Genomic DNA, 16,129 nt, shown 5'->3' with positions numbered 1-16,129 from the left:
CTGTCACACTTCGCCTCGTCGGCCACCTCTTTGTGGGAAGACCTGTTTCCGTTGGACCGGAGGACACCATGACCGCTGACATCGACAACGCCACCGAGCTGTTCGTCGGCTACCGCGAACTGCTGTTCTCGGTGGTCTACAACATGCTCGGCAGTGTCGCCGACACCGAGGACGTGCTGCAGGAAGTGTGGTTGGCCTGGCAGTCCCGGTCGGTCGGCAGCGAACCCATCGACAATCCCCGCGCCTACCTCACCCGGATGGCGGTGAACCAGGCCCTCGCCCGCCGCGCCACGCTGAGTCGGCGCCGCGAAGACTATGTGGGGCAATGGCTTCCGGAACCGTTGCTCGACGGCGAGCCCGACGGCGCGACAACGGTGGAACGCACCGAAGCGTTCTCGATGGCTATGCTGGTCGTCCTGGAATCGCTGACCCCGCTCGAGCGGGCCGTCTTCGTTCTCAACGAGGTCTTCGCCTATCCACACACCGAGATCGCCGAGATGGTCGACCGCTCACCGGCCGCCGTCCGGCAGATCGCTCATCGCGCCCGCGCGCACGTGCGGGCCCGGCGCCCCCGGAACCAGGTCGACCCGCGAGTCTGCCGGGCGGTCACCGAACGTTTCGTTGCCGCGGCCATGGGGGGCGACCTCGACGAACTCCTGGCGGTCCTCTCACCGGAGGTCACCTTGTGGACCGACGGCGGCGGCACCGGACCGGCGACCAGTTTGCGGCCCGTGCACGGCAAGACCGCCGTCGCCCAGGTCTTCATGGCCGTCGCCGCGGCCGGACTGGACGGCTATCACGTCGGTTGGCGCACGGTCAGCGGTGACCCGTGCGCCGTTGTCTTCGACGGTGATGCGCCCCTCGCGGTGGTGGTGCTGGATGTCGCCACCGACGGCACCGTGATCGGGATCTATTCGGTCACCAACCCCGAAAAACTCATCCACCTGCACAACCCGACCCGCTGAGAGGTCGTGCCTCCAAGCGACTCAACGGACGAAGTGGGCCGCCCGTTCTGCCAGGTCGAGAACGGGCTGGGGGAACAGGCCGAGGAGCACGGTCGCGCCCGCGGTGAAGGCGACGACGAGGACGGTCGCGAACGGCGAGGTCGCGGTCGGGGCGTCGGCGGGCGGGTCGGTGAAGAACATCAGCACGATGACGCGGACGTAGAAGAACGCCGCGATGGCGCTGCACACGACACCGATGATGACCAGGAAGATGTAGTCGGCACCGGAGGCGGCGGCGAAGACTGCGAACTTGCTGACGAATCCGCTGGTCAACGGGAGCCCGGCGAACGACAGCAGCAGCAGCGCGAAAACCGAGGCCAACCAGGGGGACCGCTTACCGAGACCGGCCCACTGCGACATGGCGGTCGCCTCGTCGCCGGAACCGTCGCGCACCAGACTGACCACCGCGAACGCACCGACCGTGCCGAGACCGTAGGCCAGCAGATAGAACATCACCGCCGCCAAACCCGCGGAATCGGCGGCGGTCATGCCGACGAGCAGGAACCCGGCGTGCGCGATGGAGGAGTAGGCGAGCATCCGCTTCACATCGGTCTGGGTGACCGCCATGACCGCGCCGACCACCATCGTCGCCACCGCGACGGCGGCGAGCACGGGCCGCCAATCATCGCTGAGCGCACCGGTTCCCACCATCAGCACCCGCATGGTCGCCCCGACCGCGGCGATCTTGGTCGCCGCCGCCATGAACGCGGTGATCGGGGTCGGTGCGCCCTGATACACGTCGGGCACCCACGCCTGGAACGGCACGGCACCGATCTTGAACAGCAGTCCCACCGCGAGCATCGCGATGCCGAGCAGGGCGAGAGTGGCGTCGTCGCCCTGCTTGTCCAGTGCCGCACCGATTTCCGGCAGCGAGACGGTGCCGGTCTGCCCGTAGAGCAGTGCGACACCGTAGAGGAAGAACGCGGAGGAGAAGGCACCGAGCAGGAAGTACTTCAGTGCCGCTTCCTGTGACAGCAGTCGCCTGCGCCGGGCGAGTCCGCACAGCAGATACAGCGGCAGCGACAGCACCTCGAGCGCGACGAACATGGTGAGCAGATCGTTGGACGCGGGAAACAGCAGCAGGCCGCCCAGAGCGAGCATGGTCAGCGGGAAGACCTCGGTGGTCGAGACGCCCGCCCGCACGGCGGCGAGTTCGTTGGCACTGCCGGGCACCGACGATGCCTGCGGGGTGAAGGCATCGACGCCGCGTTCGAGGACGGCGGCGGCCCGGCTCCAGGTGCCCGGCCCGCTGCGCACGCGCCGTACCGCACCGCGTTCGGCGATCAGTAGCAGTCCGAGCAGCCCGATCACGAGAATGGTGCCCTGCAGAAACAAGGTGACACCGTCGATCGCGACGGCGCCGACCACGGCGGTGGCCTCGGTGCCGGCGAGCAGCACCACGGCGACCAGTGCGGCGAGCACACCGGCGATGCCGAGCACCACATGGGTGCCGTACCGGTAGGCGCGGGGCGCGAACGCCTCGACCAGCACACCGACGACGCCGACGGTGAACACGATCAGCATCGGTGCGAGCAGGTGGTATTCGATGCTCGGCGCGGTCAGCGGGGCCGCGAGCTCGTTGATGGTCACGGAGTCCGTCCTCATTTGTGTCCGCCGGTGGGGGCTGCTTCGGGAGCGGGGACCTTCGGCGCCGGATCCTGCTTACCGATGGTCGACAAGGTCTGTCCGACCGCGGGATTCACCAGGTCGAGCATCGGCTTCGGGTACAGGCCGAGCACCAGCAGGGCGACGAGCAACGGGACGACCACGGCGAGTTCGCGCGGCACCAGATCGCGCAGGTTCTCGTTGCCCTCACGCAGCGGGCCGGTCATCAGTCGCTGGTAGAGCCACAGCACGTAGATCGCGGCAAGGACCAGCGCACCGGTCGCCACCACCGCGGCCACCTCGTATCGGCTGAATGTGCCGACCAGGACCAGGAATTCGCTGACGAACGGAGCGAGTCCGGGCAGCGACAAGGTTGCCAATCCGGCGATGAAGAACGTGCCCGCCAGCACGGGGGCCACCTTCTGCACGCCGCCGAAATCGGCGATCATCCGGCTGCCGCGCCTGCTGACGAGGAATCCGGCGATGAGAAACAGTGCGGCCGTGGACAGTCCGTGGTTCACCATGTACAGCGTGGCACCGGATTGCGCCTGGGAGGTCATGGCGAAGATGCCGAGGATGATGAACCCGAAGTGCGAGATGGAGGTGTAGGCGATCAGGCGCATCACGTCGGTCTGCCCGATCGCGAGCAGCGCACCGTAGAGCACACCGATCACCGCGAGGGTGATGACGAGCGGAGCGAAGGTGTCGGAGGCCAGCGGAAACAGCAGCAGGCAGTAGCGCAGCATGCCGAAGGTGCCGACCTTGTCGACCACCGCCATCATCAGCACCGCGCTCGACGGGGTGGCCGACACAGCGGCGTCGGGCAGCCAGGTGTGCAGCGGCCACAGGGGAGCCTTCACCGCGAAGGCGAACATGAATCCGAGGAACAGCGCGTTCAAGACCGCCGTACTACCGCCGAGCTCGCCGTTGTTGGCCGCCTCGACCACCACCCGCAGATCGAAGGTGCCCGCCGAGCCCTGACCGAGACCGGCGCGGGCGGTGAGCACGTACAGCCCGATCACCGCGGCCAGCATGATCAACCCACCGAACAGGTTGTACAGCAGGAACTTCACCGCCGCGCGCGAACGTTGCGCGCGCACGGCGGCGTCGGTGGTGCGGGCGCCGAAGCCGCCGATGAGGAAGTACATCGGGATCAGCATGGTTTCGAAGAAGATGTAGAACAGCAGGATGTCGAGGGCGAGGAACGAGATCAGCACCATCGACTCGACCAGCAGCATCAACGCCATGTACAGATGGGCGTTCTTACGGCCGTCGCCGCTGTCGTCGTTCCAGCCCGCCAGGATCAGCAGCGGAACGAGCAGCGCGGTGAGCAGTACCAGCGCGGTGGCGATGCCGTCGAGGCCGAGCGTGTAACCCACGCCGAACGCCGGGATCCACTCGTGGGATTCGACGAATTGGTATTGCTCACCGCCGGGCCGGAAATTCACCGCGAGCACGACGGCGAGCACGAGCACACCGAACGACACCGTGAACGCGAGTGCGCGAGCCAGGGTGCGCTGGGCGGCGGGGACCGCGAGCACCGCGACGGCACCGATCGCGGGGGCGAGCCAGAGCGTCGTCAGCCAGGGAAACGAGTTCACCAGAACCTCACCGCGAGCAGGGCAGCGGCCACCAGGGCCGCGCCGGTGAACATGGACAGGGCATACGAACGGACGAAACCTGTTTGCACGCGCCGGGTTCGGGCCGACAGCCCGCCGATGGCGGCGGCCGTCCCGTTGACGACCCCGTCGACACCCTTGGCGTCGACGAATACCAGCGCCCGGGTGAGGTAGCGGCCGGGACGTTCGAACGCCGCCTCGTTTACGGCATCACCGTAGAGATCCTTGCGTGCGGCGCGGGTGAGCACGGTGACCGGCTCCGGCGCGACCTCGGGAACGGCCGACTCGGCGTACTTGCGGTAGGCCACGGCGACACCGATCGCGACCACCGTCAACGCGAGTCCGGTGACGACGATGGGCGGGACGACGGGTTCGGCGTGGTGCGAGCCGACGACGGGTTCGAGCCAGTGCACCAGCGACGAGCCCCACACGAACAGTCCACCGGCGAAGACGGATCCGAGGGCGAGCAGGATCATCGGCCCGGTCATCACCGCGGGTGATTCGTGCGGGTGGGTGTCGGGTTTCCAACGGCGTTCACCGAAGAACGTCATCAGCATGACCCGGGTCATGTAGAAGGCGGTGAGCCCGGCGCCGAGCAGGGTGACCACCCCGAGCAGGACACCGGTGGTGCCGCCGTGGTCGAAGGCGGCCTCGATGATCTTGTCCTTGGAGAAGAAGCCCGACAGTGGTGGCACGCCGATGATCGCCAGGTAGCCGAGCCCGAAGGTCACAAAGGTGATCGGCATCAGGGTGCGAAGCCCGCCGTAGCGGCGCATATCGGTTTCGTCGTTCATCGCGTGCATCACCGATCCGGCGCCGAGGAACAGCCCGGCCTTGAAGAAGCCGTGGGTGAGCAGGTGCATGATCGCGAAGGCGTAGCCGGCGGGGCCGAGACCGACGGCGAGGATCATGTAGCCGATCTGGCTCATCGTCGAGGCGGCCAGCGCCTTCTTGATGTCGTCCTTGGCGCAGCCGATGATCGCGCCGAACAGCAACGTCACCGCGCCGACGGCGAGCACCGCGGCCTGTGCGCCGGGGGCCAGATCGTAGATCGGGTTGGCGCGCGCGATCAGGTACACACCGGCGGTGACCATGGTGGCGGCGTGGATGAGCGCCGACACCGGTGTCGGGCCTTCCATGGCGTCACCGAGCCAGGACTGCAGCGGCACCTGCGCGGATTTACCGCACGCGGCGAGCAGCAACATCAACCCGATCACGGTGAGCGTGCCCTCGCTCGCGCCCGGTGCGGCGGCGAACACGGTTTGGAAGTCGAAGGAGCCGAAGGTCGCGAACATGACCATCATGGCGATGGCAAGACCCATGTCACCGACCCGGTTCACCACGAATGCCTTCTTGGCAGCCGTTGCGGCGGAAGGCTTCTCGTACCAGAACCCGATCAGCAGGTACGACGCAAGACCCACACCTTCCCAGCCGAGGTACAGCACGAGGAAGTTGTCGGCCAGGACGAGCACCAGCATGGCGGCCAGGAACAGGTTGAGGTAGCCGAAGAAGCGGCGCCTGCCCGGATCGTGGCTCATATAGCCGATCGAATAGAGGTGGATCAGGGAGCCGACGCCGGTGATGAGCAGCGCGAAGCAGATCGACAGCTGATCGAGTTGCAGGCCGAACGTGACCTGCATCTGCGCCACCGGCACCCAGGTGAACAGTTCCAGATGCTGGGCTCGGTCGGCGTCGGCGCGACCGAGCATGGCGACGAAAGCGACGACCGCGACGACGAACGAACCGAGGGCGGCGGCCGTACCGAGGTAGTGCCCCCAGCCGTCGGCGCGGCGCCCGAGCAACAGCAGAACGATCGCGCCGAACAGGGGGATCGCGGGCAGCAGCCACAACGTTGCGGTACCCATGTCAGAACTTCAGCAGGTTGGCGGCGTCGACCGAGGTCGACCGGCGGGCACGGAAGATCGTCATGATGATCGCCAGACCGACGACGACCTCGGCGGCGGCCACGACCATGGTGAAGAAGGCGATCACCTGACCGTCGAGGTCGCTGTGCAGCCGGGCGAAGGTGACGAAGGCCAGGTTCACCGCGTTGAGCATGAGCTCCACACACATGAACACCACGATCGCGTTGCGCCGCAACAGGACTCCGGCGGCGCCGATGGTGAACAACAGCGCGGACAGGAACAGGTAGTTCTGGGGGTTCACCGCTTGCCTTCCTCGTCGGCCGTCGGGTTGTCGCCGCGTGCCGCGCCCGCCGCCAGGAACAGCGCTTCTTCGTGGGCGCGGGTGCGGCGGTGGCGCAGGATGGTGCTCACCGAGTGTTCGGCGTAGGAACCGTCGGGCAGCAGGGCCGGGCTGTCGACGGCGTTGTGCCGGGCGAAGACGCCCGGTGTCGGCTGCGGGGTGGCGCGTTCACCGCCGGTACGGAAACGGTCACGTGACATCTCGCGCTGACCGCGGCGCGGCGTGAAGTGTTCGCGGTGGGCCAGGACCATGGCGCCGATGGTCGCGGTGATGAGCAGGGCGCCGGTGAGTTCGAACGCCCAGACGTAGCGCAGGAAGATCAGTTCGGCGAGTTCGGCGATCACATCGCGTTCACCGAAACCGTTGCCCGCGAAGCGGGTTCCGTCTCCACCCAGTGCCGACCCGATGCCGCCGATGAGCAGGAAGCCGAATCCGAGGCCGACGATCGCGGCCGCGATGCGTTGCCCGCGCAGGGTTTCGCGCAGGGATTCGGCCGAGTCGACACCGACGAGCATCAGCACGAACAGGAACAGCATCATCACCGCGCCCGTGTACACCACGATCTGCACCACACCGAGGAACAGGGCGTCCTGGGCGATGTAGAACACCGCGAGCGCGATCATGGTCGCGGCCAGGCACAGTGCCGAGTGCACGGCCTTGGCCGCGGTCACCATGCCGAGCGCGCCGAGCACGGCGATGGGGGCGAGCACCCAGAACAGCACGGCTTCCCCGGTGGAGGTGGCGGCGATGTCGGCGGCCAGCAGGGTGTTCATCGCAGGACCTCCTCTTCGGACGCCGCGGGTCCGACGCGACCGAGGTAGTAGTCGGCGGCGTCGGTGCCCGGTGCCATCGCGTGCGGCGGAGCGACCATGCCGGGCTCCATCGGCGCCAGCAGCCGGTCCTTCTCGTAGATGAGGTCCGCGCGGTTGTCGTCGGTGAGTTCGTATTCGTTGGTCATGGTGAGCGCCCGGGTGGGGCAGGCCTCGATGCACAGGCCGCAGCCGATGCAGCGCAGGTAGTTGATCTGGTAGACGCGCCCGTAGCGTTCACCGGGGGAGAAGCGTTCGTCCTCGGTGTTGTCACCGCCTTCGACGTAGATGGCGTCGGCCGGGCATGCCCAGGCGCACAGCTCGCAGCCGATGCATTTCTCCAGGCCGTCGGCGTAGCGGTTGAGCTGGTGGCGACCGTGATAGCGCGGCGCTGTCGGCACCTTCTGTTCCGGGTAGAACTCGGTGTTGGGCTTCTTGAACATGGTCGCCCCGGTGACGGCGAATCCGGCGAAGGGATCGAGCAGCCCGATCCGCGGTTCGGCGTCGGCGGTGCGCGGTGGAATCGGCGGCACCGGGAAACCGAGGAACACGGGCGAGCTCGCGGGTTCCTCCGGCAGCGGCGGCAACCCCTTCGTGCGGCCTGCCCGCACGAACATGCCGATCAGCCCGAGGGTGACGACGATGCCGGTGCCGACCAGGATGGGTGTCTGCCCGGGAAGGCCCTCGATGTCGAGCACCCGTGCACCGGCCACGACCATGACCCACACCAGTGAGGTGGGGATGAGCAGTTTCCAGCCGAGGTTCATGAACTGGTCGTAGCGCAGGCGGGGCAGGGTGCCGCGCAACCAGACGAACACGAACAGGAACGTCCACACCTTGGCGGTGAACCACAGCACCGGCCACCACCCGGAGTTGGCGCCCTCCCACAGGCTGATCGGGAACGGTGCGCGCCACCCGCCGAGGAACAGGGTGGTGGCGAGCGCGGAAACCGTTGCCATGTTGACGTATTCGGCGAGCATGAACATCGCGAACTTCAGCGAGGAGTACTCGGTGTGGAAACCGCCGACGAGCTCACCCTCGGCTTCGGGCAGGTCGAACGGTGCCCGGTTGGTCTCGCCGACCATCGCCACGCAGTAGATCAGGAACGAGGGCAGCAGCAGGAAGACGTACCAGGTGCCTTCCTGGGCGGTGACGATGCCGGAGGTCGCCATGGTGCCCGAGAGTAGGAACACCGTGGCGAAGGTCAGTGCCATCGCGATCTCGTAGGAGATCACCTGCGCGGTCGAGCGCAGCCCGCCGAGCAGCGGATACGTCGAGTTGGACGACCAGCCGGCCAGCACGATGCCGTATACGCCGATGGAGGTGATGGCCAGGATGTAGAGCACGCCGACGGGCATGTCGGTGAGCTGCAGCGCGGTGCGGGTGCCGAAGATCGATACCTCCGGGCCGAACGGGATCACCGCGAACGCCATGAACGCCGGGATCACCGAGATGATCGGTGCGAGCACGTAGATCGGCTTGTCGACGATGGCGGGGATGATGTCTTCCTTGAGCGCCATCTTCACGCCGTCGGCGATCGACTGGAACATGCCGCCCGGGCCGACCCGGTTGGGGCCGACCCGCATCTGCATCCAGGCGACGACCTTGCGTTCGGCGTACACCGCCACCAGCGGGACGAGCATCAGGTAGACGAACACCGCCAGCGCCTTGACCACGACCAGCCACAGCGGGTCGGTGCCGAAGACCGGCCCGGCGTCGGCCGCGAGGAGTAGCACACGATCACTCATGGCGGTGTTCCTTCATCCTGTCGTCGGCGCGGCGCAGGCGCACCACGGCGCCGGGCGTCACGCCGAGGGTGGTACCGACCGTGCAACCGGGTGAGTGCAGCGGCAGCCACACCACCCGGTCGGGCAGATCGGTGATCATCAGCGGCACGGTGATCTCGCCACGGTCGGTGGCGACGATGATGTGGTCGGCGTCGTCGGCTTCGATCTCGGCGGCGGTGGCGGCCGAGAGCCGGGCGACCGGTGGTCGCGCGACACCGGCGAGGTTGGGTTCGCCGTCCTGCAGGCGACCGGCGTCGAGCAGCATCCGCCATCCGGCCAGCACCGCTGTTCCGGGACCGGGCGTGGGTCTGGGATGGCTCGAGAATTCGGGTGCGTCGATCGGCTCACCGCTCCAACCCCCGAGAGCGTCGAGTTCGGCGCGGGCCGCGGCGGCATCGGGCAGCGCGATCGGGACACCCATTTCGGCGGCCAGGGAATGCAATACGCGCAGGTCCGACAGGGGTGCGGCGACACGGCGTGTGGTGTCCAGGGGTGCGGCCGCGAACGGACGCGGCCGGCCTTCCCAAGTGCGGAAGGTGCCCGCCTTCTCGACGACGGTGGCAACGGGGAACACGACGTCGGCGCGTTCGGTGACACTGCTGTGGCGTTGTTCGAGACTCACCACGAACCGGGCGGCATCGATCGCGGCCAGGGCCGCGGCCGGGTCGGGCAGGTCGGCGGGATCCACGCCGCCGATCACCAGTGCGCCGAACTGGGCCGCGCCCGCGAGGATCGCCGAGGTGTCGCGCCCGGGACCGACGGGCAGTTCGCCACTCTGCCAGCGGTGACGAACCTGCTGGCGCGCGGTCGGATCGACGACGGGCCTGCCACCGGGCAGCAGACTGGGCAATGCGCCTGCTTCGAGCGCTCCGCGTTCACCGGCTCGGCGTGGCACCCAGGCGAGCGCGGCGCCGGTGGCCTCGGCCAACCGCACCACCGCCGACAACGCGCCCGGGCTGCCGGCGAGCCGTTCGCCTGCCATGACGACCGCACCGGGTGCCCGCAGCAGGTTCATGAGTTCGGCGGCGTCGGGCGAGGTTTCGGTACGCACGGCATCGAGAACATCGGCTTCGGCGCATGGTGGGGTCTGGATGAGTGCACCGGAGAGGCGTTCGAGCCCACGAGAAGCGAACGGTGCCAACGACACCACCCGCAGGCCTCGGTTGCGGACCGCTTTGCGCAGGCGCAGGTAGACGATCGGCGATTCCTCTTCGGGTTCGAATCCGATCAGCAATACCGCGGGAGCATTACTCAGTGTCGTGTAGTCCACGTCGACGCCACGTCCGGCGACGCACGCGGCGAGGAACAGTTCCTCCTCCTCGGAGTGCACGCGGGCGCGGAAGTCGATGTCGTTGGTGGACAGCACCATTCGCGCGAACTTGCTGTACGCGTAGGCCTCTTCCTCGGTGACGCGCCCACCGACCAGCACACCGGCGTTGCCGATGGCGGCCTGCAATCCGGTCGCGGCGGCGGCGAGGGCCTGGGGCCAGGAGGCGGGGGCGAGCACACCGTCCCAGCCACGCACCAGTGGGGTGGTGAGGCGGTCGCGTTCGGTGGCGTAGGCGAAGGCCCAGCGTCCCTTGTCGCAGTTCCATTCCTCGTTGACCTGCGGGTCGTCACCGGCCAAGCGCCGCAACACTTTCCCGCGCCGGTGATCGGTGCGTTGCGCGCAGCCCGACGCGCAGTGCTCGCACACACTGGGTGTGGAGACCAGGTCGAAGGGGCGGGCACGGAACCGGTAGGAGGTGCCGGTGAGCGCGCCGACCGGGCAGATCTGCACGGTGTTGCCGGAGAAGTAGGAGTCGAGCGGTTCGGCCTGGGCGATACCGACCTGTTGCAGCGCACCACGATCCATCAGTTCGATGAACGGGTCACCGGCCACCTGCTGCGAGAACCGGGTGCACCGGGCGCACAGCACGCACCGTTCCCGGTCGAGCAGCACCGCCGACGACAGCGGTATGGGCTTCGGGTAGGTGCGTTTCTCACCCTCGAAGCGGGATTCGGCGCTGCCGGTGGACATGGCCTGGTTCTGCAACGGGCATTCGCCGCCCTTGTCGCATACCGGGCAATCCAGGGGATGGTTGATGAGCAGCAGTTCCATCACCCCGCGCTGAGCCTTCTCGGCGACCGGGGAGCTGAGCTGGGTGCGCACCACCATGCCGTCGGTGACGGGAATCGTGCAGGAGGCCACCGGTTTGCGCTGGCCTTCGACCTCGACGATGCACTGACGGCAGGCGCCGACGGGGTCGAGCAGTGGGTGGTCGCAGAAGCGGGGGATCTGCACGCCGATCAGTTCGGCCGCGCGGATCACCAGGGTGCCCGCGGGGACCTGGATGGTGGTGTCGTCGATGGTGACGCTCACCAGGTCGGCGGGCACCACTCCGGAGTTGTTGCCGGGTGCGATCGCGGTCATCGGGTCGCCTTTCCTGAGGCCCACGCCGTGGCGCGGGCCGGGTCGAACGGGCAGCCGCCGCGACGCTGATGCTCGAGGTATTCCTCACGGAAGTACTTCAGCGAGGAGAAGATCGGGCTGGCGGCGCCGTCACCGAGCGCGCAGAACGATTTGCCGTTGATGTTGTCGGCGATGTCGGCGAGCTTGTCGAGGTCGGCCTCGGTGCCCTGACCCGCTTCGAGCCGGTGCAGCAGTTGCACCAGCCAGTAGGTGCCTTCGCGGCACGGTGTGCATTTGCCGCAGGACTCGTGGGCGTAGAACTCGGTCCAGCGCAGCACCGCCCGCACCACGCAGGTGGTGTCGTCGAAGATCTGTAATGCCTTGGTTCCCAGCATGGATCCGGCGGCGGCGACACCTTCGTAGTCGAGGGCGACATCGAGGTGCTCGGCGGTGAACAGCGGCGTCGAGGAACCACCGGGTGTCCAGAACTTCAGGGTGTGCCCGGCGCGCACACCGCCCGCGTAGTCGAGCAGTTCGCGCAGGGTGATGCCGAGTGGTGCCTCGTACTGGCCGGGCCGGGCGACGTGGCCCGAGAGCGAGTACAGGGTGAAGCCGGGCGACTTCTCGCTGCCCATCGAGCGGAACCAATCGGTGCCGTTGCGCAGGATCGAGGGCACCGAAGCGATGGATTCCACATTGTTGACCACCGTCGGGCAGGCGTAGAGACCGGCGACGGCGGGAAACGGTGGCCGTAGCCGTGGCTGGCCGCGACGTCCCTCGAGCGAATCGAGCAGGGCGGTTTCCTCGCCGCAGATGTAGGCGCCCGCGCCGGCGTGCACGATCAGTTCCAGGTCGAAACCCGAGCCGAGGATGTCGTTGCCGAGGAATCCGGCGGCGTACGCCTCGGCGACGGCGGCCTGCAGGCGGCGCAGCACCGGGACCACCTCACCACGCACGTAGATGAAGGCGGTGTTCGCGCGAATGGCGTACGCGGCGATCACCACCCCCTCGATCAGAGTGTGCGGGGTAGCCAGCATGAGCGGGATGTCTTTGCAGGTGCCCGGTTCGGACTCGTCGGCGTTGACCACGAGGTAGTGCGGTTTGATCGTGCCGTCGGGGCCCGGGCCCTGCGGGATGAACGACCACTTCATCCCGGTGGGGAAGCCCGCGCCGCCGCGTCCGCGCAGGCCCGCGTCCTTGACCGTTTGGATGACGTCGTCGGGCTGCATCCGCAGCGCGGCCCGTAGACCTTCGTATCCGCCTGTGCTGGAATAGGTGTCGAGCGTCCAGGATTGCGGACGATCCCAGTCTCGGCTCAGTACAGGAGTGAGCGTGGTCATCGTGTGCCCTCGCTGTCTCCGGAATCCGTTGCCGAGAAGCCTGTTTCAGGGTCCGAGGCCGCACCGTCGGCGATGCGCAATCCCGCCAGCGTGGGCTCACCGGGAGCCCCATCGAGGACACCCGGTCGTTCGTCGGGGAAACCGGCGAGGATTCGGGCGGTCTCGCGGAACGTGCACAGCGGGGCGCCACGACTGGGCCGCACCTGATGCCCGGCACGCAGCGCGTCGGTGATCTCGATGGCCGATTCGGGGGTCTGGTTGTCGAAGAACTCCCAGTTCACCATCATCACCGGTGCGTAGTCGCAGGCGGCGTTGCACTCGATGTGTTCGAGGGTGACGGCGCCGTCGGGAGTGGTCTGACCGTGGCCGATGCCCAGATGCTGTTGCAGCGCTTCGTAGATCGCGTCACCGCCGAGCACCGCGCACAGCGTGTTGGTGCACACGCCCACGTGGTAGTCGCCGGTGGGGGTGCGGCGGTACATCGAATAGAAGGTGGCCACCGCGGTGACCTCGGCACCGGTGAGCCCCAATTGCTCGGCACAGAAGTCGATCCCGGTGCCGGTAACATATCCGTCCTCGGCTTGCACCAGATGCAACAGTGGCAACAGGGCCGAACGCGGATGCGGGTAGCGGGTGATGATGTCCTTGGCGTCGAGCTCGAGACGCTGGCGAATATGCGGCGGATACGGCTCGGGCCGGACGGTGAGATTCAGCAGAACCGTTGGGCTCGCGGGCTTTTCGGTCATCGGTCTACCCCTCCCATGACGGGGTCGATGCTGGCGACGGAGGCGATGACGTCGGCGACCATGCCGCCCTCGCACATCGCGGCGACCGCCTGCAGGTTGGTGAACGAGGGGTCGCGGTAGTGCACCCGGTAGGGGCGGGTGCTGCCGTCGCTGACCATGTGCACGCCCAGTTCGCCGCGTGGTGACTCGACAGCCGAATACACCTGCCCGGCAGGCACTCTGATGCCCTCGGTGACGATCTTGAAGTGGTGGATCAGCGACTCCATGGAGGTGCCCATGATCTTGCCGATGTGTTCGGGGGAGTTGCCGAGTCCGTCGGGGCCCAGTTTCAGGTCGGCGGGCCAGGCGATCTTCTTGTCGTCGATCATCACCGGGCCGGGGCGCAACCGGTCGAGGCATTGTTCGACGATCTTGAGCGACTCGCGCATCTCGGCCACCCGGATGAGGTAGCGGCCGTAGCAGTCGCAGCCGGTGGTGGTCGGGATGTCGAACTCGTAGTTCTCGTACCCGCAGTAGGGATCGGACTTGCGCAGGTCGTGGGGCAGACCGGTGGCGCGGAGCACCGGCCCCGTGATGCCCAGGGCCATGCAGCCGGTGAGGTCGAGATAGCCGATGTCCTGGGTGCGCTTCTTCCAGATCGGGTTGGCGCTGAGCAGGTGTTCCATGTCGCGCAACCGGCCCGGCATGATGTCGAGGAGTTCGCGCACCTTGGTGACACCGTCGTCGGGCAGGTCCTGGGCGAGGCCGCCGGGACGGATGAAGGCGTGGTTCATCCGCAGTCCGGTGATGGTTTCGAAGACGTCGAGGATGAGTTCGCGTTCGCGGAAGCCGAACAGCATCGGGGTGAGCGCGCCCAGTTCCATGCCGCCGGTGGCGAGGGCCACCAGGTGCGAGGAGATGCGGTTGAGCTCCATCAGCAGCACGCGGACCACGGTGGCGCGTTCGGGGATCTGCTCGGTGATGTCGAGCAATTTCTCCACGCCGAGGCAGTAGGCGGTCTCGTTGAAGAACGGGGACAGGTAGTCCATCCGGGTCACGAAGGTGACGCCCTGGGTCCAGTTGCGGAACTCCAGGTTCTTCTCGATACCGGTATGCAGGTAGCCGATGCCGCAGCGGGCCTCGGTGACAGTTTCGCCCTCGATCTCGAGGATCAGGCGCAGCACCCCGTGCGTGGACGGGTGCTGGGGGCCCATGTTGACGACGATGCGTTCCTCACCGGCACCGTCGAGCACCTCGCCGACCTGGTCCCAGTCCTGGCCCGCCACGGTGACGACCCGCGGTTCGTCACGGCGGAAATCGGTGTCGGTCATCAGCTGTAGGTCCTCCGCTCGTCGGGCGGCGGTATGCGCGCGCCCTTGTACTCCACCGGGATCCCGCCGAGCGGGTAGTCCTTGCGCTGCGGGTGGCCGCGCCAGTCGTCGGGCATGGTGATGCGGGTGAGCGAGGGGTGCCCGTCGAAGAGGATGCCGAAGAAGTCGTAGGTTTCGCGTTCGTGCCAGTCGACGGTCGGATACACCGAGAACAGCGACGGGATGTGCGGGTCGGCATCGGGAACCGAGACCTCGAGGCGAACCCGGCGGCTGTGGGTGATCGACATCAGGTGGTACACGGCGTGTAGTTCGCGCCCGGTTTCGTCGGGGTAGTGCACCCCGCTGACGCCGAGGCACAGTTCGAAGCGCAGCGAGCTGTCGTCGCGCAGGGCGCTCGCCACGTCGACGAGGTGTTCGCGGCGCACGTGCAGGGTGAGTTCGCCGCGGAAGACGACGATCTTCTCGATGACGGTGTCGAAGGCGATGACGCGGTGGGTGAGGGCGGCGCGCAGGGTGCCGACGAAGGCGTCGAACCAGCCGCCGTACGGGGGTGGCGTGCCGCCGGGCAGCACGACCGGGGTGACCAGGCCGCCGTAGCCGGACGTGTCGCCGGTGCCGTGCACGCCGAACATGCCGTGGCGGGTGCCGATCACCTCGTCCTCGGCCGGTTTGCGATGCTTGGGCGCTTCCGGGGTTTCCTCCGGAATCCCCTGCCCCGCAGTGTCTTCGGTGTTGTCGGGGGAGTCGAAGGTCATCGCAGCAGGCCCTCCATGCGGATGGTCGGGGTGCTGGCGAGCGCGGCCTGTTCGGCGGCGCGGATCGCTTCCTCGCGGTTGACACCCATCGGCATCTCGGCGATCTTGGCGTGCAACGCGAGGATGGCGTTGAGCAGCATTTCCGGTCGGGGCGGGCAGCCGGGCAGGTAGATGTCGACCGGGACCACGTGGTCGACGCCCTGCACGATGGCGTAGTTGTTGAACATTCCGCCCGAGGACGCGCAGACACCCATGGCCAGCACCCATTTGGGTTCGGTCATCTGGTCGTAGACCTGGCGCAGGACCGGTGCCATCTTCTGGCTCACCCGGCCTGCGACGATCATCAGATCGGCCTGGCGGGGCGAGGCGCGGAAGGCTTCCATGCCGAAGCGGGCGATGTCGAATCGCCCGGCGCCGGTGGCCATCATCTCGATCGCGCAGCAGGCCAGGCCGAAGGTGGCCGGCCACAGCGACCCTTTACGCAGGTATCCGGCGAAATCCTCGACGGTGCTCAGCAGGAACCCGCTGGGCAGTTTCTCTTCGAGACCCATTATTTC

General features: G+C 67.5%; 13 protein-coding genes. 1 reads left to right on the top strand and 12 read right to left on the bottom strand.

What is annotated here, in order from left to right:
- The first annotated feature begins 68 nt into the window (after nt 1-68).
- Complete coding sequence (gene sigJ / locus NCO8_RS10320) at nt 69-965, top strand: RNA polymerase sigma factor SigJ (RefSeq protein ID WP_067638466.1); 897 nt, start codon at nt 69-71, stop codon at nt 963-965.
- Nucleotides 966-986: 21 nt separating this feature from the next.
- Here sigJ and nuoN read toward each other — a convergent pair whose 3' ends face one another.
- Genes nuoN through NCO8_RS10260 form a run of 12 tightly spaced genes read right to left on the bottom strand, consistent with a single transcriptional unit; the run spans nt 987 to nt 16,123 of the window.
- Nucleotides 987-2,609 (bottom strand): NADH-quinone oxidoreductase subunit NuoN, encoded by a 1,623-nt coding sequence (gene nuoN / locus NCO8_RS10315; RefSeq protein ID WP_067638464.1) that lies wholly within the window; start codon nt 2,607-2,609, stop codon nt 987-989.
- The gene (locus NCO8_RS10310) at nt 2,606-4,210 is read right to left on the bottom strand and encodes an NADH-quinone oxidoreductase subunit M (protein WP_067638462.1); all 1,605 of its coding nucleotides are present in this window, start codon (nt 4,208-4,210) and stop codon (nt 2,606-2,608) included. Before NCO8_RS10310 ends, nuoN begins: the two co-directional genes overlap by 4 nt.
- Nucleotides 4,207-6,093, bottom strand: a complete 1,887-nt coding sequence (gene nuoL / locus NCO8_RS10305) for an NADH-quinone oxidoreductase subunit L (protein WP_067638460.1) — start codon at nt 6,091-6,093, stop codon at nt 4,207-4,209. The genes NCO8_RS10310 and nuoL overlap by 4 nt, the downstream gene beginning before the upstream one ends.
- Nucleotide 6,094: 1 nt before the next feature.
- Nucleotides 6,095-6,394: an NADH-quinone oxidoreductase subunit NuoK gene (gene nuoK / locus NCO8_RS10300; RefSeq protein ID WP_067489925.1), complete on the bottom strand. Its 300-nt coding sequence runs from the start codon at nt 6,392-6,394 to the stop codon at nt 6,095-6,097.
- Nucleotides 6,391-7,206 (bottom strand): NADH-quinone oxidoreductase subunit J, encoded by an 816-nt coding sequence (locus tag NCO8_RS10295; RefSeq protein WP_067638458.1) that lies wholly within the window; start codon nt 7,204-7,206, stop codon nt 6,391-6,393. The genes nuoK and NCO8_RS10295 overlap by 4 nt, the downstream gene beginning before the upstream one ends.
- Nucleotides 7,203-8,990, bottom strand: a complete 1,788-nt coding sequence (gene nuoH / locus NCO8_RS10290) for an NADH-quinone oxidoreductase subunit NuoH (protein WP_067638456.1) — start codon at nt 8,988-8,990, stop codon at nt 7,203-7,205. Before nuoH ends, NCO8_RS10295 begins: the two co-directional genes overlap by 4 nt.
- Nucleotides 8,983-11,442 carry an NADH-quinone oxidoreductase subunit G gene (locus tag NCO8_RS10285; protein WP_067639957.1) on the bottom strand — a complete coding sequence of 820 codons (2,460 nt, stop codon included), beginning with the start codon at nt 11,440-11,442 and terminating at the stop codon, nt 8,983-8,985. The genes nuoH and NCO8_RS10285 overlap by 8 nt, the downstream gene beginning before the upstream one ends.
- Nucleotides 11,439-12,761: an NADH-quinone oxidoreductase subunit NuoF gene (gene nuoF / locus NCO8_RS10280; protein ID WP_067638454.1), complete on the bottom strand. Its 1,323-nt coding sequence runs from the start codon at nt 12,759-12,761 to the stop codon at nt 11,439-11,441. Before nuoF ends, NCO8_RS10285 begins: the two co-directional genes overlap by 4 nt.
- On the bottom strand, nt 12,758-13,507 hold the full coding sequence (gene nuoE / locus NCO8_RS10275; RefSeq protein WP_067638452.1) for an NADH-quinone oxidoreductase subunit NuoE: 750 nt from the start codon (nt 13,505-13,507) through the stop codon (nt 12,758-12,760). The genes nuoF and nuoE overlap by 4 nt, the downstream gene beginning before the upstream one ends.
- The gene (gene nuoD, locus NCO8_RS10270; protein ID WP_067489941.1) at nt 13,504-14,817 is read right to left on the bottom strand and encodes an NADH dehydrogenase (quinone) subunit D; all 1,314 of its coding nucleotides are present in this window, start codon (nt 14,815-14,817) and stop codon (nt 13,504-13,506) included. The genes nuoE and nuoD overlap by 4 nt, the downstream gene beginning before the upstream one ends.
- On the bottom strand, nt 14,817-15,572 hold the full coding sequence (locus NCO8_RS10265; RefSeq protein WP_084456878.1) for an NADH-quinone oxidoreductase subunit C: 756 nt from the start codon (nt 15,570-15,572) through the stop codon (nt 14,817-14,819). The genes nuoD and NCO8_RS10265 overlap by 1 nt, the downstream gene beginning before the upstream one ends.
- Nucleotides 15,569-16,123 carry a NuoB/complex I 20 kDa subunit family protein gene (locus NCO8_RS10260; RefSeq protein WP_067489943.1) on the bottom strand — a complete coding sequence of 185 codons (555 nt, stop codon included), beginning with the start codon at nt 16,121-16,123 and terminating at the stop codon, nt 15,569-15,571. Before NCO8_RS10260 ends, NCO8_RS10265 begins: the two co-directional genes overlap by 4 nt.
- Nucleotides 16,124-16,129: the final 6 nt, after the last annotated feature.

Origin of the sequence: Nocardia coubleae NBRC 108252, from assembly GCF_001612805.1 — a bacterium.
GTDB lineage: Bacteria > Actinomycetota > Actinomycetes > Mycobacteriales > Mycobacteriaceae > Nocardia > Nocardia coubleae.
The sequence above is the reverse complement of the archived record's forward strand: the minus strand, read 5'-3'. Positions and strand labels throughout refer to the sequence as shown.